The following is a 19671-nucleotide window of genomic DNA, read 5'->3' as shown; positions in this document are numbered from 1 at the left end:
GGCTGGTGCCAGCATGCTTGCCTAACCGGTTTTGTCTTCATTCTTGTCACTACTTGCAGTGCATTTCCAGCGGGTGGGCTCGCAGGGGGGCGTGATGTTGGTGACACCTAGGCGTTTCCCTGTAATCTGTGCGGTCTGCTTCATCACAGTTGCCTCTTCTCTACCCTATCTATTTCTGAGATATTTGGTTGTACACACCGCGCGTTGGGCCACTATGTGACCCGATTCGCGGAGAACAGCTCGCCTGATGAGCGCCGGTGCAAGCAAATCGCGCCAAAATGCGTTAAGTTTGCCTCACGAGTATGAGGGCGACCTCACAATGAATCGGAAGGATACATACAACTGTGGCAGCGACCGCTGGTTCCTCCCAGGTAGATCGTCTGGGTTTCACCTCTGGGCAGGTAGTCCAAGAGTTCGGCTGGGGAGATGATGTCGATGACAGCCTCCGCCAGGACATCGAAGGCCTCGTTGGGAGCGAGCTCGTCGACGAAGACTTTGATGATGTCACTGACGGTGTCATCGTCTGGTGGCGTGAAGACGACGGTGACCTGACCGATATGCTCGTTGACGTGCAAACAGCCCTGGACGACGGGGCGAACATTTGGCTTTTCACCTTGAAGCCAGGCCGGGACGGGCACGTTCCGCATTCAGACATTGAAGAAGCTGCCAGCACTGCTGGGTTGCACGCGATGTCGACGCTCTCCATTGCAGAGGACTGGTCGGCAACGAAGCTTGCACACCGCGGCCGTGGCCGCTGAGCATGACTCTTCGCCGTTGCCCGATGCTCCTGTTGGGATTAGCATCGGGCAACCGGCACCAGATTTCACATTACGAGATGTGCATGGGACCCCGCTGACCTTAAGCGCCTTGCGCGGGCAGCGGGTTCTTCTCGTATTTTTCCCTTTCGCGTTTTCTGGTATTTGCCGCGGTGAACTGCGCGAACTTCAGGACAACGCCCCACTATTTTCGGATGCGCTGGTTCGCGTCATTGCAGTGTCCTGTGACTCGCTGTTCGCCTTGAAAGCGTGGGCGGAACAGGAACGCTACACCTTTGATGTTCTCTCAGATTTTTGGCCCCATGGGCAGGTCGCCCGTAGCTATGGAGTCTTTGATGAAGCCGCCGGTATTGCTGTGCGTGGTTCATTTCTTCTTGATGAACAAGGCGTTGTGCAGTGGGCTGTGGTGAACGGTCGTGGTCAAGCCCGGGACCTCTCAGATTACGAACAAGCGCTGGTAGCGCATGCGGAACAAGGTGAGGGTTCATAGACTCACACTATGGACAACGCCGCTGCACGTACTGCCACTGACCGACTGTCCGCCCAAGCTGTGAGTATCTGGCTTGATGATTTGTCCCGTGACCTTGTGGACAGTGGCGAATTGGAGTCGCTGATCACGGATCGTTCCGTGGTGGGTGTGACGACTAATCCGTCTATTTTTGCTGCCTCAGTTGCTGCCTCGGATACCTATGATGAGGCGTTGCGAGCCTCTGGAGATCGGGACGCACAAGAAGTTGCCTTGGAACTGATGGTGCAGGACGTCGCCCGTGCGTGTGATGTGTTTGCCCCAGTGTATGAATCGACTGGTGGTCAAGATGGTCGAGTATCCATCGAGGTTTCTCCGTTGCTTGCGCATGATGCCCAAGAGACAGCGCGTCAGGCCGTTGAGTTAGCGCGGCAGGTTGACCGCCCCGGTGTTTTGGTGAAGATTCCAGCAACTGTCGCTGGGTTGTCTGCCATCACTGAGGTAGTGAGCCAGGGTGTCAGTGTCAACGCCACTTTGATTTTTTCTGTGCAGCGTTACCGTGAGGTGATTGGCGCCTACCTAGCTGGGTTAGAGAAAGCCCGTGAGGCAGGGCACGATCTAGAGTCCATTCACTCGGTGGCATCATTTTTTGTCTCCCGCGTTGATACCGAGGTTGATACTCGGTTGTTAGGCCGCGAAGATGCCCGTGCCGGTGCGCTTACCGGTCGGGTGGGGGTAGCAAACGCCAGGGTGGCATATGACGTTTTCACGACCTACGCCGCGAGCCCTCAAATGCAGGAACTCCTCCTTGCTGGCGCAAACCTTCAGCGCCCACTATGGGCATCGACTGGGGTAAAAGATCCAGCGTTGCGCGACACCATGTATGTTGAGGAACTCATCGCCGAGTCCGTGGTGAACACGATGCCCAGGGCAACGTTGGAGGCTTTTTGGGAGCACGGTGAGGTGCCAGGGAACTCCATCATTCATGCGTACGATGACGCCTACTGGGTGATGGATACGCTCAGCGATGTCGGTGTGGATTTCGACGATGTTGCAGCGCTCCTTGAGGAGCAAGGGGTCAACAAGTTTGTGCAGTCCTGGAATGATTTGCTAGAAACCATTGAGCGCAAGCGGGCGGGCGTTCAAGCCTAGAGGGCTCGCAAACACTAAACCGCGGCCACAAGATTTTGTGATGTAAACCACCGAAACCGGGTGTTGCCGCTGGTAGGATAAGCGCCGTGAATGAAGAGAAGACCAACCGTGCGGGCAATGCTCGAGGCCGTCACAAAAGACTCGAGATTATTCAGGCCGCCCTCGAACTATTCGGGGAGGTCGGCTTTCACGGTGCGTCACTTCGTGATATCGCTGCCCGAGCAGGCATGTCCCACCCAGGGATGTTGCACCACTTTCCGACCAAGGTTGCACTCCTCGAGGCTGTTTTGGAACGCCGTGATGAGGTAGACGAAGCAGCCATGCAAGAAGACTTTGATGATGGCTTGAACCGGTTGCAAGCACTGCTCCGAGTCGTTGCACGCAATAGTGAACGCCGTACGATCGTGGAACTATTTGTTGCGTTGTCCGCGGAGGCAACGTCCGTTGACCACCCAGCGCATGACTTTTTTGTGACACGCTACGAGCGCACCGTCGCGTTAGTGGAGTTGGAGTTGCGGCGTCGTCAGGACATTGGTGATTTGCGTAAGGGCGTTGTTCCGCTGGCTGCTGCGCGAAACATTGTTGCGTTGATGGATGGTTTGCAGATTCAGTGGCTTCTCGCGACAGCACAAGGCGATAACGGCCAGGTAGATATGGTTGCTGGGCTGCGGGACTACATGGAGTCGATTGTCATCGGTGGGGTGTAAAACCGCAGCATAGGTCACCCGAAGTTTGGTGCGCACACGTGGGTTTCACCGTGAGTGGAGTCCCACAGTGTGCAGGCACTGTGGGGCTCCGTGAGGCGCTGCGCTACCCGACGGAGTTGGGTTAGCGGCAGCTGGTATATGGTGCCTGAGTTACAGGCCTTCGTTGGCGCGGGCGATGAGTTTTTCTAGGCCATCAGCGTCGAGGCTTGACATACCGAAACCGGCAAAAACGGTGGAGGGGATGTCGTCAACCATGGCAAGGAACGCCGGGTCTAGCCCGTCTAGCAGGGGTGTTATGTCACCACCGACGATGGGGTGCTTGCGTAGTTCCCCCATGGTGCTCATGTCCGTGACCGGGAGACGAACGTCTTCGCCATCAATGGTGACCGTATGGGTGGCGTTTATTGCCTGTGATGACTCGCCCACAGCGATCTGGTATTGACCGCCACCCACAACCCATCGGCCAACTGCTGGGTGCCAGAAGGCAAATGCGCGGGAGTCTAGGGCAAGGGTGACGGTGGTAGATTCCCCAGGAGCTAGGTGAACTTTGGTGAATGCTTTGAGCTCTTTGTCTGGGCGGTCTAGTGGGGCATCTTGATCGTGAACGTAGACCTGGAGAACGTGCGCACCTGCACGGTGACCGGTGTTGGTGATGGTCGCGTGAACAGTGGCGTTGGTGTCCGCGCCTGTGCCCGTCACGGTGACAGAGGTGTCTGTCACCGTGAACGTTGTGTAAGACAATCCGTACCCGAACGGGTATGCCGGGGCGATGTCTCGCCGTTCATACCAGCGGTAGCCCACATAAATGCCTTCGCCGTAGCGAACGGTGCCAAACCCGCCGGGGAAGTTCTCGTAGGCGGGCACGTCGTGGAGGCGAACGGGGATGGTCTCTGCGAGTTTCCCGGACGGAGTGGAGGCGCCGGTGAGAATGTCTGTGAGGCCCTCCGCTCCGGCTTGCCCGCCAAGCCACCCCTCGACGATCGCGGGGGCGTGGTCTTGCCATTCGCTGACGGTTACGACCGAACCGTTGGCTAGGGCGACAACAACACGCGGGTTCACTGCGTGGATGGCTGCGAGTAGTTCGAGTTGAACCGGTGGCAAGGAGATGGTGGTGCGGTCGTATCCTTCTGATTCGTCTGCTGCAGGTAAACCGAGGAACACCACAGCGATGTCAGCGTCGCGGGCAGCAGCAACTGCTTGGTCATGCAGTTCACTCTCTGTTACTTCAGGTTCTGGGCCCTCTGCGATGGTGAAACCAGGAGCGAATGTGACGGTACCGTCGTAATGTGCCGAGAGCGCATGAAGTGCGCTCACCAACCTGGTGGGGTTCACCTGTGATGACCCTGCGCCTTGGTAGCGCGGGGTGCGCGCGAATTCGCCAATAACCGCAATATGTTGTGTGGGGGACAGCGGCAATAACTGGGTGCCGTCAACGGGTTCATTGCGAAGGAGGACCACACCTGCTGCTGCTGCTTGACGGGCCAGGGTATGGTGGGCATCTGCGTCAACGGGGGTACGGTCCTGCGTTGCAGGCATGGTCTTATTGATGAGGTGAAGGACGCGGCGTACAGCGGTGTCCACAACGGATTCGTCTAACGACCCGTCGCGAACAGCAGCTGCAATGTCAGCGTCACTGCGCCCACCAGTACCCGGCATTTCCAGGTCCAAGCCTGCTGCCACTGCGGCGACGCGATCCCGGACTGCACCCCAATCGGAGACCACCAGTCCATCCCAACCCCACTGCTGCCGTAACACCTCAGTGAGCAACCAGTGGTTGTGGGACGCGTATGTTCCATTGATTTTGTTGTATGAACACATGATGGTCCATGGGTCGCCACCAGCAATGGCCCGCTCAAAGCTGGCAAGATAAATTTCGCGCAGGGATCGTTCATCAACCTCTGCACTGACGCGCATGCGGTCATCTTCTTGGTTGTTGGCTGCGAAGTGTTTGAGTGAGGTGCCTACACCCTGCGACTGTGTGCCACGAATCAGTGCGGCAGCGAGATCCCCGGACAGGACAGGGTCTTCGGAGAGGTATTCAAAGTTACGCCCACAGCGCGGGTCGCGTTTGATGTTTGCGCCGGGGCCCAGAAGCACAGAAACTCCGTGGTGCTTCGATTCGCGGCCAAGAGCTGCACCAACTTGCTCAAGGAGGTCACTATCCCAGGTGGAACCTAGTGCTGCGGCAGTGGGGAAACAGGTGGCGGGAACTGAGTTCCCTAACCCGAGGTGGTCACCTTCGTCTGCTTGTTTGCGCAGGCCGTGTGGGCCATCGGAAACCCACATGGATGGAACGGAAACGTTGTCACGAGATACGGGTTGGGTTTCCCAGAAGTTCAACCCAGAGAGTAGTGATGCTTTCTCCTCCAGGGTGAGTGCCGCGAGGGTTGCGTCGATATCGACAGGTGCCTGAGACGGGGTCATGGGTGCTCCTTTGCAGTGACTGTGGGAACAGTCTAAAACAATAACCGACCGATCGGTAGGGGGAGTGGGTGGTTGATGTGAGGTGGGTCGCATACAGTGGCACATAGTTCCCGATGCGCTTTGCGCCTTCCAGCAGCCCGCGCGCCACACAGCCCAAAGCGTTAGCCGTTACCCTGTGCCCTCAGCCGTGCCCCATGAACAAGGAACCCATCAGTGACCCGACCTGACTATCGCCACCAAACGCCACTGCTTGCCCGTGTCATCCGCGCTACGTGTGTTGCGCTGACCATCGCGGCGAGCACCCTCCTCGCCGTTCGATACCCCACCCTAGAGCCCCGAGTCCCCGTCCACTTTTCAGACGTCGGTGACCCTGACAACTACGGGCCCCGATGGGCGGCGCTCGTCATGATGGTGGTGTTCCTGGTCCTCATCGCAGGGATCGCGTGGTTGTCAGTGCGACCGCACCTATTCAACTACCCCATGGAGATCACTGATAGGAACGCACCTACGGCATACCGTGCCGGGCAAACCATGATGCTTGGCGTCTTGGCTGGCGTCAGTGTGGTGCACATCGGCATTGTGGTGTTTTTCCTCACCGAGACAGGGGAAGCGTTCATGATGACCGGAATGGCCATGATGGTTCTTGCCACAATCAGCGGGATCATCATGATGACCCGGCCACAACGCAGCCACGTCACCGACTAAACTCACCAGCTATGGCGCAGAAACCCCCGCACAACCCACAACACCGTCAGCAGGCCGACCTGCCCGATACGCACACCGCAGTCAGCGCTGCGATGGACGCCGTGGGAGACAGGCTCAGAGACTTCCGCCAACGCCGCGGCCTCACCCTCACCGATGTTGCTGAAACGCCGGGAGTGTCCGCCTCAACCCTGTCGCGCCTCGAATCAGGTGGACGGCGGCCCACTCTGGACCTCCTCATGCACCTCGCACACCTCTACCGAGTGCCCCTCGATGCATTGGTTGGCGCACCAGCCACCGGAGACCCGCGCATCCACCCACGCCCCATCAAACGCGGTGACCGTGTCATGGTGCCACTCACCGGGCCAGGCGCGCCTGTACAAGCCATCAAAATGATCATTCCCGGGCGCCCTGCCAACCTCACCGTTGTTCCACAACGCCACGGCGGGTACGAATGGTTCTACGTACTCAGTGGATCGGTGGAACTCACCCTGGGAGAAGAGACACTCACCATCGACAAAGGCCAAGCCGCCGAGTTCGACACCCACACCCCGCACGCCATCCACTCCGCCACCGAACACCCAGCCGAAGTATTGTCCCTCTTCAGTGCCCAAGGGGAACGCATTCACGTCCACGGCGAGTAACTGCTGGGCATAGTTTTTTGCAGAAACTGCATAGAACATTGTCGAACCTGCGGGGCACAGGGGAGGGTTAACCCCATGACCACACACTGGGATGTCCTCATCATCGGCGGCGGCGCAGCAGGCCTCTCCGCAGCACTCACCCTCACCCGTGCACGCCGCAACGTCCTGATCATCGACGCCAACACACCCCGCAACCGATTCACCAACCACATGCACGAACTCATCGGCCGCGACCACACCTCACCAGCAGACCTCTACGCCGATGCCCGCACCGAAATCAGCGGATACGGTGGACAATTCCTCAACGCATCCGCCACGTCAGTGCGCAAAACCTCCACTGGATTCACCGTCACCACCACCATCGACACCCACCACACAGCAACCCACATACTCGTCACCACCGGCCTCACCGACGTCCTCCCAGACCTCACAGGCCTCCCAGAAACCTGGGGCCAAGGTGCGGCAGTATGCCCCTACTGCGACGCCTACGAAGTGCGTGACCAACCCATCGGGGTCCTCGCCACGGGACCCAACAGCATCCACCAAGCACAACTCCTGCGCCAATGGAGCCCTAACATCATCTACCTCTCCGACGCCGTTGGTCCACCCACAGGCGAAGACCGCACCGCATTCGACGCTCGGGGAATCCGCATTGTTGAGGGGCCCATCGACCACGTCACCATCGATGGGGGCACCCTCAATGGCGTCACCATGCGCGACGGCCAACACATCGCCCTCGCTGCGCTCTTCCTCATCCCCACACTGGCCTTCAACGACACCATCCTCACCACACTAGGCACCGCCACAACGGACACCCCCATGGGCACACTCGTCACCGTTGACGCCACCGGTGCGACCAGCACCCCCGGCCTATGGGCCGCAGGGAACGTGGTGAACCCCGCAGCAAACGTGCCCATGTCCATCGGTGCAGGCGCAGCAACCGGCGGAGCAATCAACCACGCCCTGATCCAACGCGACATCGCCGAAGCGCTCGCAGGGATGGCGTGAGCCGTGCTCTTGTGTTCCCCAACCACGAACTCACCCCGGGAGTTTTACACTGTGTGCATGAGCAAGTTGGATGGGGTTTTTAGCCCTGCTACTACCCAACGCCACGATGAGGTGGAGGCGTTACTCTCACGCATCGTTGTGTGGGGAGCTTCCCGACCCGACATTGTTGCGTTAGGCCTCGCAGGTTCGTGGGCACGCGGTGCGGCAGGCATGCACTCTGATGCGGATGTTGTCGTGCTTACTGATGCAGTGGGGATCTTTAGTGTGGAAGACGACTGGGTGATTGACGCGGTCGGTACAGTTGCGTCCATTACGAGGACGCAGACATGGGGCCCGCTCACCGAGCGTCGCGTTGAGCTTGCGAGCAAGTTTGAGGTGGAGTTTGGGTTTGCCACACCTCAGTGGGCTGCGTTACCACCTGACGGTGGAACAGCACATGTTGTGAAAGATGGGTTTCGCATACTTTATGACCCTGAGCACGTACTCCAACGACTAGTTACCGCAGTTTTATCCGCGTAGGTTCACAATCTAGCCGCCTTCTACGAATGAAAAAGCATAGATTCCGCAGTTGTTACTCACTCACACTGGGAGGTCGATGTATGGACAGTTTTCACGGTGTTGAACTCCCGTTGACTGGTGGAAATATGGCCCCGGTGGTGCGCAGCGGTGACACTGTGCGCCGGGTGTCTGGCCCGTGGAGCCCGGCGGTTCATGACCTATTGGCGTGTTTCGCCGACGCGGGGATCACTCAAACCCCTCGGGCGCTGGGTTTCGATGAGTGTGACCGGGAAATACTTAGCTACATTCCCGGAACTGTGTTGACGCAGACGCCACCATCGGTGGCGTGGAGCCTGGACATGTTGCGCTCTACCGCGCGCCTGCTGCGTTCATTGCACGATGCAAGTGCCCCGCTTGTTACCCAAAACGTGCGTTGGCGTCAGGACAGTCACCCACCGGTGGAGGTGATCTGCCACAACGACTTTGCTCCATATAACCTCATCGTTGATGGGGGCGAGCTTGTTGGGGTCATTGATCATGACATGGCTTCACCTGGGTCCAGGCTGTGGGACTTTGCCTATTTGGCGTACCGCATTGTTCCGTTCGCCGAAGATGCGCACGCCTATGACCCACTGATTCATGGGTCCCGTGATGAACGGCTCGCTGCATTGATAGCTGCTTATGGTGTCCACTTCGACACTGACGACGTGCTTGCCATGATTGTGCGTCGTTTAGAGGCGCTAGCTCAATTCACTGATGAGCGTGCAAGGCAAACGGGTAACCCAGATTTTGTTGAACACGCAGCAATGTACCGGCGAGACGCTGACAAAATTCGCTGACGGTCGTGATGGGGGGAGGTCTCTCTGTAACGATCGAGCGGAGGTCACTGTTGGGCCAGTCCAACGAAAACTTCCTGACCGGTGATCGTGATGTCAACGTTCTTGCCTGCAGAGCTTGGGACGCTAATAACATCATCTGCGATGCGCGCTTCGGGAATTTTCTCGTAAAAATCGACGAGGTCCTTGGCGGGGAACGCAAGGTCAATGACCGTTGCAGCCGGTACCCAATCGGCCTGCGTAGGCGAAACCGGGAATGGAAAATCCGCCAGGGTATGGCCGCTTTGATCGGTAAGCCGCGCAGTTTGGGAGATCAGCACGTATCCGCCGTCAGTGTCGTCAAGGGGCTGGATGACGACTGGTGTGCTTGCCGAGGCTAGCCGCCAAGAGTCCTCACCATCGCTGTAACCCTGGGGGTGTTGGCGTTCAAGTTCTTGGAGAATCTCCTCCCAAGACAGCTGGGTGGAGAAGCTATATTCCTTTGCGGAGACCGTGAACCGGTGGTGCGGTAGTTCAAACGTAAACGTGTCATCGGTGTCAACGCCGTCAACCCACATGTCGGTATGAGTGTTACCGACATGAAGCAAAAATGCACCAGCAGCAAGGGCTGAGACCGTGAGGAGGGATCCGACCGTCATGAAGACAATTCTGGTGGGCTTACTGAGCTTTGTTCGGAAAAGGAAAGCGGAACACAGCAGTGTCACTCCCAGAATCGTGGAGAAAGCCAGACTAATGAACAATGTTGCCTGCATGGGTGGCAGTCCGCTCGTGAAGGTTGCTGATGATAAATACTTCTTGCAATGGTAAGTGACGTCTCACCGCTATTGACGAACGGCATTGAGGTGGGCATCAGTTGTTATGAAACGCGCACCTGTCCACTCGCACACATAAAAAGACGCAACAAAAAAGCGCCAACCGCTATGGTTGACGCTCTTTTGTGTCTTGCTGTTCTGGTGGGCCTCCGTAGGTACTTCTCAAACCCCACCAAACCACGAAGAACGCTGATTTCGCGTGTTCTCAAGGGATCGAAGAAGTTTCAGCCACGTACTGGAGCCCGCCGCGTGGAAGATTCTCGTGGTCCGATGCGTAAAAATTCGAGCCAGTCTCAAACCCGTTTGAGTGCCTCAAATCGAGAACAACTACTCGCTGGATACGCCGAAGGGGTATCAGTGCGGGAGTTATCAGCGAGGTTCAACATTCACCGGGCAACGGTGCGAGAGATTGCTCGCCGAGCGGGCCATCCGAGCCGTGCACCGGAACACTCAGAACAGGTGCGGGGTGAGGCAGCACGCCTGTATGCCGAGGGCTTCACCCTCAGTCAAGTAGCAGCGCAGCTGGGCATTGGGGATGAGTCTGTTCGGTCGGCAGTTCTCGCTCACGGGGGCACGGTTCGTCCGAAGGGTCGCCACCCGGGCCGCTCTGCTTGACCTCCAACGGCGTGCTGTGACGGCCGCTGAGTTACCACCGTCGAGGTTCCCAGAGCGACTTGTCATCAACACGTTCTTCTTCAATCCTGTTATCGGCCAGTCGGCTCACGTCTTCGTAGAACGAACGAACACGCGAGTTCATTGGGTGCCGCTGTGCAAGCGCGTGCGCACCATCGCGGAGGGCGATTTCCTCGGGATCATCGACGCCGATTGTACGCGACCGGGTGCCATAAATCGCGGGGCCATGCAGCCCCCGGATGAGCACTCGCGCTGTGTCCTCGTCCGCATCCCCGGCGACGGATAGGGCTGTTTCAACAAAATCTGGGTGTTTCAAAACAAAGTGCCGATGCGCATGCTGCAAGAGATCTACCGCGAGTCGAATCTGCGCGCTGTCTTCGGAGCGAATCAGCTCCAGCAACACGGCAAGTGTTTCGGCATCGATCCGGCCGGTGATTTGTTCGAACAACTGTGACCCTAGTGAGGCTCGCTTCCAGCCATCAGCCTCCAGTATCCACTCGACAAGTTCAGTGAGCGTGCGCGAGAAGGAGGCAGAATCGCGAAATGCGAGTTGCTCGCCCCACGAGTACGGCAGCGCACGGTAGTCGCTGTTGGTATGTTCCTCGAACTCAAGGCGGTCCAATAGGAAGCGCAAGCTGCTTGACGCGTCCATTCGAATCTGGGTGTTGAGTAACTTCGCGAAGTCGTAGCCATCCAGAGAGGGTGTTCTGACGAAACGGCCTAGTAGCAAACTCCTGTCTTCGTCCGGCAGGTCCGACCATCCCACGATGCGTCCGTCGACAAGTAACTCGGCCGCGGATTCGGCCACGCCTGAATCGAGATCTACGGGTGCCATTCGCAGCAAGTCCAGTACAAGGTTGCGGTCTCGAGGTTCCCACCAACGTGCAGCACTCAGCAGTCGTCTGTTTAGAACAAGATCGTCGCGTGCGGCAAGGTCGCGGATAATCTGCTCACGTTGACCACCAATGGTGTCGCCGTGAACACTCGTTACGGCCGCCTCGACAAGATGAGCGCCACGCTCATCCATGTCTGCCAGTGCACGTGCAGCGCGACCTGCGATCGGGTCCTCCTTTGCGAACATCGTCATCAGCGCAACTCGTTGGGTGGCCATCACGGCGTCATCGCCAACTGCGACGTTGGAGAGCGCTGCTTGAGCTACGCCGGGTCGCGCTTCGAAAAGTCGGACTAGAAGGTGATCTGGAGGTAGAAAACTACCGGAAGCCGCTTGCTCGTCACGTATCAGACTATGCAACCGATCCAGAATCTGGTGATCATCGAAAGAGCCTGACCACTCGGCCACGACACTGTCGATCATGCGTCGGGAGGTTTCAAACGATCTCTCATACCGGCTCGTTGGCTGCTCTGAGTCTTCGTCGTCGTCCTCGTCGATTGCCCAGCCAGCACGCAGGAGACGCGTGACTTGGTAGTCCGTGTCGATAGCAAGGCGACGGCGGACCTCGCGGGCGGCACCCTTTTGCGCGCCGTGACCATACTTCGCCTGCCAATTGAGCGCACGGTAGCCGGATAGCCGCACGCTCGGCGGAATCGTAGGGTCCGATATGATGTCTCCGAGAAGTCCAAACACTGTCTCTAGCTCAGACGTCATTTCTTCATCACGGCCTGCGGAGCGAATGGCTTCTTCGAGCAATGAAACTGCGGCCAACGCCGTAGCTGAATCAGCCCGGAGTTGCCCGGCGGCGAGTTCGATGACTCGAAGGCGGAGCGTGGCAACGACGTCCATATTGATGGATCGACGAGATAGTTCGATCGACGGACCTTTCGAGCGTGTGAAGGTGACTTCGTCAGCAAGAGCGGGCTTGAGTAGAGATAACAGTTCCGGTTGGCCAGTCGTCAAGCGACCATTCTCCAGCCACTTACCAACGACTGCGACGTAGTGCTCATTGAGGTGCAAGCCCCGGTGTTGTTGGAACTCGCCTAACTCGCGCAGCACCCGGAATGCATGCCCAGGATTCTGGTTCTCTGGCCGAGCATCGCCCTGGCTTATGGCCAACAGAAGTTCCATAGCGTGTTCGAGGTAATCCGGATGATACGAGGCGTTCCGAATGAGCCCAGTAAGCCCACGATTCGTCGAGGTTGCGGTGACATACCCTTCACCACCCCAAAGACGAGAAAGAGAATCTTCCTCGTCGGGTGCCGGATTATCAACGATCAGCTGCGCAAGGCGCATGGCACGGTCTGGGTAGACAGCGGCGACCGCCTCGATGCCGTGTACCAAGCTCTTACGGTCGGAGTTGCCGAGTTCTAGCACAGATTGGGTCAGCCTCTCCCAGAGTGAGTCTGCGAGTTGCGATTCAGACGTAGCTCGTCGATACCAGTCAATCAAACTGATGTTTCGAATGGCATTCGTTAGTGCATCGCCCCGAACGAACTGAGCAACCTGCATAGACCACCTCGTATCGAGGCCTGACCGAGAAACGAGCGCGCGTTCGAGCATCGCTTCGCCGAGTAGATCTGGAACAATGCGGACCGACTGCCCCCGTCGCATAACGACACCAATGTCTTCGAGGTCATCCACGGATTGCAGGACAACACGTTCAGACTGCCCGCTCAGGGCGACGAGCGCGTCAAGGAACTCGGATTGATCCAGTCGTGCGGGCTGTACGGTAGCGATCGAATCAAAGATGGCTCGGCGAGCGTCATCGTTCGTACCGCGGGTCACGACGTCAGCGAAGTGAACTAGGACCTCTCTTCGGAGCTGAGGGTTCCCTGCTAATGTGTCAGAAGGGAGGTGGCCCTCTCGGATGAGGTGCGCGCCGACAACGATTATGAGAGGACAGTCGTAGCCAGCGCGGCCGAGCAACTCGACGGCTTGATCAGATCCGGCTTCTCCTAGCGCAACACGAGCCAACTGCTCAGCATCTGGAATCGACAACTCCATGACATTGACCCGAATTTCCGTCGCGGTCGCTGACGTCATCGACAGAGCCGAAAGCAGCTCAGGTTCGACCTTGGGCCGCACCGATAGAACGATACTGGCGTCGGGTCGAGCATTACGAATTCCAGATACGAGACTCATGACGTTTGTGTCTAAGCTCAGTGCGTCGTCGAGCACGATGACGGGCGCTCCGCTCGGGAGCAATTCGAACATTTCAGGAGTGATTGGACCACGTGACGCGAAGCGGATCTCACGATCAGATTCGGTACGCGCAAGCTCGACAAGGAGACGTGTTTTGCCGATGCCTCCGCGCCCAACCACGAATACGGTTGGCTGATGATCGGCAATAAGTCGTCCAAGCCGATCGATCTCTTCACCTCGACCTACCAGGTCAAACCGGCGATCATATCCGAGCCTTCCCGCAAGGGCGGGCTCGTATTCATCTACTTTCAGCCATGGTGACGGTGCCGAGACACCAAGAAACTCTTCGCGCAACCTTGGGAAGTACGCGTCGATGAGGACGAGCTGTTTGTCAATAGGGAGGTCTCTTACATGGGCTGCAATGTCCTCACCATCCCACAACGCCCATCCGAGATGGTCTGCGACCCTGAGCCGCGCTTTGGGTGTTGCGGTAGGCCGACTCAGCGCAATCAGTCCCGCGTTGATCCGCGCTTCAGGCATTACTGCATCGATCGCAGCTTGCACGTCTGATGGACCAAATACCTTCTCGTGTTTGCACTGAATACCTACCCGCTGCCCGTTTCCGGTAGCGAAGACATCGATTCCATACTGCTTGTATCCGGTCGAACCATTCCGAGTAACTTCCCAGTCCGGATGCAGTCCGCGGTACAAGTCGCGGACAAAAGCCTCGAACGCTTCGTCGGTTAGTTGCGCGAAGGGAAGTAAGCGGAGGAGTGGTTGACTGGGCGTGACTTTGGTGTCTTCATACTCTCCAGCAGTTCGAACGGCAACGATGTCAAGCTCAAGCAACGAACAGAGTTGTGGTAGCTGCTTCAGCCGAGGCCGTGATCCGCCTCGTTCCCAGGTGCTGACCGCTTGCTGCCGCAGTCCGGCATGCTGCGCAACTGTGGCTTGATCCAGCCCTTTCGCTTCTCGAGCTGTGCGCAGAAGGGCGGCGAGCGCTGGGTACTTCATACACCAACGATACACGCATCAAATGCGTACGCGTGAAGGCTCGCTCCCGTGACGTTAGAACAATTCACGGTGAGCCAGACATCGGCGGCGAGTGTAGTTAACTCTCAGACGCGTCTAACGGCGGAAGGTTTGAACATCGTTGTTTAGGTCTTCAGAAGTGGGCCTCCATAGGTACTTCTCAAACCCCAGCAAGCCGCGAAGAACGTTGATTTCCCGTGTTATCAAGGGATCGAAGTCACAGCAAACACGTAGGGGTACCAACCTCGCGGCTGATTCCCGTGGTCCGATGCGTAAAAATTCGGGTCAGTCTCAAACCCGTTTGAGTGCCTCGAGTCGAGTCGCGCTTCTTGCTGGGTACGCCGAGGGGGTGCCGGTTCAGGAGCTGGCAAGAAGGTTCAACGTTCATCGTGCGACGGTGCGAGAGATTGCTCGGCGAGCGGGCCACCCAAGCAGAGCCCCAGAACATTCCCAACAGCTACGAAGTGAGGCGGCACGCCTCTACGCCGAGGGTTTCACCCTCAGTCAAGTTTCAGCGCAGTTGGGAATCGGCGACGAAGCCGTCCGCTCGGCCGTGGTAGCCAATGGGGGTACGATTCGACCCAAAGGCCGCCGTCGAATGAATGCTTGACCCGGGCGTCGAATGCTCACCTTCCCTTCAACGACGAAGGGAACGGGAACATGGACACGCTCTTGGCATTCACGACGGACGAACGTGCGGCACGGATCGCCCTGACCATGATCACGGACCCCACTGATGCAACAACGGGGCATCTCCTTGCAGTTCACGGCGCGGTCAACACTGTCACGATGCTTGCCGACGACGCACCGGTTCCCGGTTTGGATAACGTGGAAGCTCAGCTGTGGCGTAAACGCTTGATGCCCCGGGTGGAACCACGACTGATCCAAGAAGCACTCGACCTCACTGAGCATGGTGGCTTCAAGACGCTTATTCCCAGCGATGGCAACTATCCGGCGTCGCTCCACGATCTCGGCGACAGTGCCCCCTATGTCCTCTGGGTCAAAGGCGATGAGTCGCTACTGGCAATGCCAGAGAACGATCGCTTCACGATCACGGGTGCACGTGCGGCAACCAGCTACGGCGTGCAGGTCGCGAACGATGTCTCTGCTTACCTTGCCAGTGATGGGAAAGTAATTGTCGCTGGTGGCGCATACGGCATAGATGGTGAAGTACACCGGTCTGCGTTGGCGGTTGCGGGTCATACGATTGCGGTGATGGCCGGTGGAATTGACCGTCCATACCCAGCGGGTCATCGAGATTTGCTTGAACGTGTGAGTGATGTTGGACTGTCGGTGAGCGAGCAGCCGCCGGGAGCCACGCCGACACGAGCACGGTTCATGGCCCGTGCCCGCATCGAAGCTGCACTTTCTGGTTCAACGACGATCATTGAAGCCGGTTCACGGTCGGGCTCGTTACTGGTGGCTCAACAGGCATACTCGCTGGGACGGAACGTCGGTGCGGTTCCGGGACCGGTGACAAGTGCCACGAGCGTTGGCCCGCATCGACTCATTGCTCAGGGCATCGCCAGTGTCGTGACCAATGCCAACGACATCCGGGCGCTTTCCGAGAAACAGCTGTTTAGCCGACGCTTCGGAATGCGCGCGTGTAATGATCGGAAAGCACGCGTGTAAGCATCCGGTAGCGCTCTACGGTACCCCCGGTTGATGATGTTCCCACCCTTTGGCAGCGAACGCCTGTCAGGGGCGAAAGGGAACGATTCGAATGACGGATTATCGACAATTGATGCGGCTGCTCCTTGCGCAACGCCCGCATCGTGAAATCGCGGCCAGGCTGTCCTGCTCGCAACGCACGATCGCGAAAGTCAAACATGTGCTCGAGAGCGAACGCCTCGAGCATATGTCACAGGTCGACGCGCTCACCGCGGAAGATCTCGACCGACTCTTCAGCGATGGCAGAAAGAGCGTGACGGGTGAGTTCGTGCCGATCAATATCGAACAGATCATCACTGCCAGGCTGAACCGGAAGAAGCCCCCGCTGAAGGTGCTCTGGGCGAGGTACCTTCAGGCTGATGCGCCGGCAGGGGTCCGCCATTACGGGTATGAACGGTTCTGCCAGCTCGTCGCTGAGCATGTGCGGGTGAACGACCTCACCGCCCCGATCCAGCACGTTCCTGGCCACACGATGCAAGTCGATTGGGCTGGCACCCGCATGCAACTGGCCGACCCGATCACGAAAGCGGTCACGAAAGTGTCGGTGTTCGTCGCGACGCTGCCGTACTCGGGGCTGGTGTACGCCCATGGCTATCTTGATGAGAAGCTCCCGGCTTGGCTTGACGCTCACCGGCTGGCGTTTGAGTTCTTCGGCGGTGTCCCGTTGATTGTGGTCCCTGATAACGCGTCGACCGCGTCGAACCAGATCGGCAGAACCGAGCGCGCCAGAGACGTGAACGCCGCCTATGCCGAGTTCCTCGAGCATTACCAAACTGCGGCAGTTCCGACCCGTTCTGCTGCGCCGCGCGACAAGGGCGGTGTTGAGGCTGGGGTGAAAGTTGTCACGAACTGGGTCATCCATTTCCTTGCCGATCGCCAGTTTACCTCGCTCGATGACCTGAACGACGCCATCGCTGAACGCGTGGAATGGGTGAACGGGCGCACCCCGTTCCGGGGCGAGCAGCGCAGCCGAATAGGCTGGTTCACCGAGTACGAGCAGGCGGAACTTGCCCCGTTGCCGACGCAGCGATGGGCGCCAGTGGTATGGCGAAAAGCGAAAGTGCATCGCGACTGGCACATTCAAATTGACACCGTGAAGTACTCCGTTCCTTACGAGTTCGCTGGCCTGCACGTTGACGCACGCATCACTGGTGAACGTGTCGATGTCCTCGCGCAGGGCGAGATCATCGCTACCCATCACCTCGGTCAGAAGCGTGGCGAGTATGTCACGAACCCGGAGCATGCGCCGGCGTATCTTGCAGAGACCACGGGGCTCTGGACGAGGGCGTACTTCCTGCGGCAGGGCGCGAAAGTCGGGCCGGGATGCGTGGCCGTGCTGGAACGAGTGCTGAATCAGAAATCAATCGAGGCGCAGGGGTTCCGCTCCTGTATGAATATCCTCGACCTGGGCAAGCGCAGCGGCAGGCAGCTCCTCGAGCAGGCCTGCCGACAGCTCACCGAGGAGGACCCTCCCCGGCAGATCAGCTACACGAGTGTGAAGCACACGATCGCCGCGATCAAGGCAGAGGAGAACGAGAGGCCGGGCACTCTCGCGTCACCGCAACGTCGGCCTGGCAGCATGACGGCTGGGCCGGTCGTTCACCGGGACACCAGCAGAGCGCATTTGTCCGGGCCAGAAGCTTTCTCGCTGCAGGCTCTCACCGGCAAAGGGGGTAAGTGATGCGTGACGTGCATCTCACGATCGATGACATGCCGCTGTTCACGAAGCTGCGCATGACCGCGTTCGGGCAAGCAGTCATCGATATCGCTAACGATCCCGCGTTCGATGAGTGGTCGTTCTCGCAGAAAATCAGACACGCACTCGAGCAAGAAGCCCGGGCCCGGGGAGAGCGACGACTCTTGAAGCTACTCGCAGCGTCGCGCACCCCGAACCCGGCCGCATGTATCGAGGACATTCATTACCTCGATGGGCGCTCGTTGAACCGAGAAGTCGTCACCCGGCTCGCGGCCTGCCGATGGGTCGACCATGCCACGAACCTGGTCATTCTTGGATCATCAAGCGTGGGGAAATCGTACCTCGCGCAAGCACTCGTGAACGCGGCCTGCCGTCGCGATTACAGCGCAAAGTACTACCGGCTCGATGACCTCGCGAACCAGCTCGCAGTGTTCCAGCATGCAGACCCGGCAAGGCTGCGGTTCCTTGAAGGACTCCACTCGTGTGACCTGCTCGTGCTTGATGATTTCCTCACGACACCGATCTCGGGCGAGACCGCGGCCGAGCTGCTCAACATTCTTGCCGCGCGCGAGGGTAAGGGCTCGACCGCAGTAACGAGCCAGTTCGATCCCGAGGACTGGTACAAGTCGTTGCACGACGCGGTGATCGCTGAATCGATCCTGAACCGGCTCGTGTCCGGCGCGGAGATCGTGCAACTCGCGGGTCCGAACATGCGCCGGCATACAGCCGAAGCGTCCAACCAGGAGAGCACGAGGAACTGAGATCGATAGCGCGGGCGCGGAGCGCTTCCGGGTCCCCGCGCCCGCGCTTTCCGATCGTTACATCCGTGCTTTCAGATACACCGACTAAACAACAGCCGCCTTCCGGCTCGATGCCGCCACTCAGCGCCGAAGCGTTCCGGTTGGACAGATCCTCGGCACATGTTCGTGCCGATCATTCAGCTCGCCGTGATCTCTGACGGAACCTACGAGATCAACGTTCACAGCACGGATCGTTTGCCCTTGTGATGCGGGTGTAGATAATGACGCGGATCAGCGCGCCGTTTCTAAATCACGATATTCAGCACCTTCGCCCAACATATGATGGGTCATCTGCTGATTCCTGGGTCTGGCGTTTTTGAGCCGGTTGGCCTGGAGACGTGCAAACAGCATCAGACTCAACGGGCCGATCCACAACATCTTGAGTCCGTTCCAAATGCTCAAGAGGACAAGCACATTGAGCCAAGTCGGGCCGCCATCATTGATGACCTGTACAAGGATTGCCGCGATCAAGAAGTATGGGATCGCCAACAGCATCGCTGGCACACCCCATTTGAGACCGCGTGGGGTGCGGATCGCATCAAGCAGGATATTGGTCGGCATGTACCGACAGAGAAAATTTCGGGTGTGGACGCTTCCAGTCCAGAGCAAGCGGATCACGATCTCATTCCTCTCCATCGCACAAACAACTCCGACGAGGCGATGCGTTGAAGAATGACCTGGAGGGTCTGCCACAAGTGGCGCGTTGGCAGGAGTATCCGCCTCACCCTCAAGGATACGACATGGTAGTGACTGGAGGAAGCCTCGGCCATTCTCGAC

The 19671-nt window shown here is 58.3% G+C and carries 18 protein-coding genes; 14 read left to right on the top strand and 4 right to left on the bottom strand.

Annotated features, from left to right (window positions below):
* The first annotated feature begins 344 nt into the window (after positions 1-344).
* The 4 genes from G538_RS0109775 (at position 345) to G538_RS16120 (ending at position 3101) form a co-directional block, all read left to right on the top strand.
* The gene (locus G538_RS0109775; protein ID WP_029069180.1) at positions 345-758 is read left to right on the top strand and encodes a DUF3052 domain-containing protein; all 414 of its coding nucleotides are present in this window, start codon (positions 345-347) and stop codon (positions 756-758) included.
* Positions 748-1266 carry a peroxiredoxin gene (locus tag G538_RS0109770; RefSeq protein ID WP_245566844.1) on the top strand — a complete coding sequence of 173 codons (519 nt, stop codon included), beginning with the start codon at positions 748-750 and terminating at the stop codon, positions 1264-1266. The genes G538_RS0109775 and G538_RS0109770 overlap by 11 nt, the downstream gene beginning before the upstream one ends.
* A 9-nt stretch (positions 1267-1275) precedes the next feature.
* Positions 1276-2394 (top strand): transaldolase, encoded by a 1119-nt coding sequence (tal, locus tag G538_RS0109765; protein ID WP_029069178.1) that lies wholly within the window; start codon positions 1276-1278, stop codon positions 2392-2394.
* A gap of 86 nt (positions 2395-2480) precedes the next feature.
* On the top strand, positions 2481-3101 hold the full coding sequence (locus tag G538_RS16120) for a TetR/AcrR family transcriptional regulator (protein WP_035834075.1): 621 nt from the start codon (positions 2481-2483) through the stop codon (positions 3099-3101).
* Positions 3102-3251: 150 nt separating this feature from the next.
* Here the strand turns inward: G538_RS16120 and G538_RS0109755 are convergent, their stop codons facing one another.
* Entirely contained in the window at positions 3252-5525 is a 2274-nt protein-coding gene (locus tag G538_RS0109755; protein ID WP_035834073.1) for a glycoside hydrolase family 3 C-terminal domain-containing protein, read from the bottom strand.
* A 213-nt stretch (positions 5526-5738) separates the two neighbouring features.
* Between G538_RS0109755 and G538_RS16115 the strand changes: the two genes are divergently transcribed.
* The 5 genes from G538_RS16115 (at position 5739) to G538_RS0109730 (ending at position 9216) form a co-directional block, all read left to right on the top strand.
* Complete coding sequence (locus G538_RS16115) at positions 5739-6230, top strand: DUF1648 domain-containing protein (RefSeq protein WP_051196901.1); 492 nt, start codon at positions 5739-5741, stop codon at positions 6228-6230.
* A gap of 11 nt (positions 6231-6241) precedes the next feature.
* The gene (locus tag G538_RS0109745; RefSeq protein WP_245566843.1) at positions 6242-6871 is read left to right on the top strand and encodes a helix-turn-helix domain-containing protein; all 630 of its coding nucleotides are present in this window, start codon (positions 6242-6244) and stop codon (positions 6869-6871) included.
* Positions 6872-6946: 75 nt separating this feature from the next.
* Complete coding sequence (locus G538_RS0109740; RefSeq protein WP_029069175.1) at positions 6947-7879, top strand: FAD-dependent oxidoreductase; 933 nt, start codon at positions 6947-6949, stop codon at positions 7877-7879.
* A 57-nt stretch (positions 7880-7936) separates the two neighbouring features.
* Positions 7937-8398, top strand: a complete 462-nt coding sequence (locus G538_RS0109735; protein ID WP_051196899.1) for a hypothetical protein — start codon at positions 7937-7939, stop codon at positions 8396-8398.
* Positions 8399-8478: 80 nt separating this feature from the next.
* A complete protein-coding gene (locus G538_RS0109730; protein WP_029069173.1) occupies positions 8479-9216 on the top strand; it encodes a phosphotransferase in 738 nt (245 codons plus the stop codon).
* Between the two features lie 44 nt (positions 9217-9260).
* Here the strand turns inward: G538_RS0109730 and G538_RS0109725 are convergent, their stop codons facing one another.
* On the bottom strand, positions 9261-9851 hold the full coding sequence (locus G538_RS0109725; RefSeq protein WP_029069172.1) for a hypothetical protein: 591 nt from the start codon (positions 9849-9851) through the stop codon (positions 9261-9263).
* A 162-nt stretch (positions 9852-10013) separates the two neighbouring features.
* Between G538_RS0109725 and G538_RS18485 the strand changes: the two genes are divergently transcribed.
* Complete coding sequence (locus G538_RS18485; RefSeq protein ID WP_342664648.1) at positions 10014-10640, top strand: helix-turn-helix domain-containing protein; 627 nt, start codon at positions 10014-10016, stop codon at positions 10638-10640.
* A gap of 31 nt (positions 10641-10671) precedes the next feature.
* Here G538_RS18485 and G538_RS0109710 read toward each other — a convergent pair whose 3' ends face one another.
* Entirely contained in the window at positions 10672-14709 is a 4038-nt protein-coding gene (locus G538_RS0109710; RefSeq protein ID WP_029069170.1) for a helix-turn-helix domain-containing protein, read from the bottom strand.
* 286 nt (positions 14710-14995) lie between these two features.
* On the opposite strand from G538_RS0109710, the gene G538_RS18480 reads away from it, so the two are divergent.
* The 4 genes from G538_RS18480 (at position 14996) to G538_RS0109695 (ending at position 18855) form a co-directional block, all read left to right on the top strand.
* Positions 14996-15337, top strand: coding sequence for a helix-turn-helix domain-containing protein (locus G538_RS18480; RefSeq protein WP_342664647.1), 342 nt, complete (start codon positions 14996-14998; stop codon positions 15335-15337).
* A 50-nt stretch (positions 15338-15387) separates the two neighbouring features.
* Positions 15388-16359: a DNA-processing protein DprA gene (locus G538_RS16110; RefSeq protein WP_245566842.1), complete on the top strand. Its 972-nt coding sequence runs from the start codon at positions 15388-15390 to the stop codon at positions 16357-16359.
* A gap of 91 nt (positions 16360-16450) precedes the next feature.
* Positions 16451-18079, top strand: coding sequence for an IS21 family transposase (gene istA, locus G538_RS0109700; protein WP_029069169.1), 1629 nt, complete (start codon positions 16451-16453; stop codon positions 18077-18079).
* Positions 18079-18855, top strand: a complete 777-nt coding sequence (locus G538_RS0109695) for an ATP-binding protein (RefSeq protein WP_029069168.1) — start codon at positions 18079-18081, stop codon at positions 18853-18855. The genes istA and G538_RS0109695 overlap by 1 nt, the downstream gene beginning before the upstream one ends.
* A gap of 270 nt (positions 18856-19125) precedes the next feature.
* On the opposite strand, the gene G538_RS0109690 is transcribed toward G538_RS0109695, so the two are convergent.
* A complete protein-coding gene (locus G538_RS0109690) occupies positions 19126-19455 on the bottom strand; it encodes a sulfate permease (protein ID WP_342664646.1) in 330 nt (109 codons plus the stop codon).
* Between the last annotated feature and the right edge of the window lie 216 nt (positions 19456-19671).

The sequence above is a fragment of the Jonesia quinghaiensis DSM 15701 genome (assembly GCF_000423205.1).
Taxonomy (GTDB): Bacteria; Actinomycetota; Actinomycetes; order Actinomycetales; family Cellulomonadaceae; genus Jonesia; species Jonesia quinghaiensis.
The sequence above is the reverse complement of the archived record's forward strand: the minus strand, read 5'-3'. Positions and strand labels throughout refer to the sequence as shown.

Bases quoted from the DNA above. Each gene is read 5' to 3' on its own strand.
- tal (WP_029069178.1), top strand. From the start codon at position 1,276: ATGGACAACGCCGCTGCACGTACTGCCACTGACCGACTGTCCGCCCAA.
- G538_RS0109755 (WP_035834073.1), bottom strand. From the start codon at position 5,525: ATGACCCCGTCTCAGGCACCTGTCGATATCGACGCAACCCTCGCGGCA.
- G538_RS0109745 (WP_245566843.1), top strand. From the start codon at position 6,242: ATGGCGCAGAAACCCCCGCACAACCCACAACACCGTCAGCAGGCCGAC.
- G538_RS0109740 (WP_029069175.1), top strand. From the start codon at position 6,947: ATGACCACACACTGGGATGTCCTCATCATCGGCGGCGGCGCAGCAGGC.
- G538_RS0109735 (WP_051196899.1), top strand. From the start codon at position 7,937: ATGAGCAAGTTGGATGGGGTTTTTAGCCCTGCTACTACCCAACGCCAC.
- G538_RS0109730 (WP_029069173.1), top strand. From the start codon at position 8,479: ATGGACAGTTTTCACGGTGTTGAACTCCCGTTGACTGGTGGAAATATG.
- G538_RS0109725 (WP_029069172.1), bottom strand. From the start codon at position 9,851: ATGACGGTCGGATCCCTCCTCACGGTCTCAGCCCTTGCTGCTGGTGCA.
- G538_RS18485 (WP_342664648.1), top strand. From the start codon at position 10,014: ATGGTAAGTGACGTCTCACCGCTATTGACGAACGGCATTGAGGTGGGC.
- G538_RS0109710 (WP_029069170.1), bottom strand. From the start codon at position 14,709: ATGAAGTACCCAGCGCTCGCCGCCCTTCTGCGCACAGCTCGAGAAGCG.
- G538_RS18480 (WP_342664647.1), top strand. From the start codon at position 14,996: ATGCGTAAAAATTCGGGTCAGTCTCAAACCCGTTTGAGTGCCTCGAGT.
- G538_RS16110 (WP_245566842.1), top strand. From the start codon at position 15,388: ATGGACACGCTCTTGGCATTCACGACGGACGAACGTGCGGCACGGATC.
- istA (WP_029069169.1), top strand. From the start codon at position 16,451: ATGACGGATTATCGACAATTGATGCGGCTGCTCCTTGCGCAACGCCCG.
- G538_RS0109695 (WP_029069168.1), top strand. From the start codon at position 18,079: ATGCGTGACGTGCATCTCACGATCGATGACATGCCGCTGTTCACGAAG.
- G538_RS0109690 (WP_342664646.1), bottom strand. From the start codon at position 19,455: ATGCCGACCAATATCCTGCTTGATGCGATCCGCACCCCACGCGGTCTC.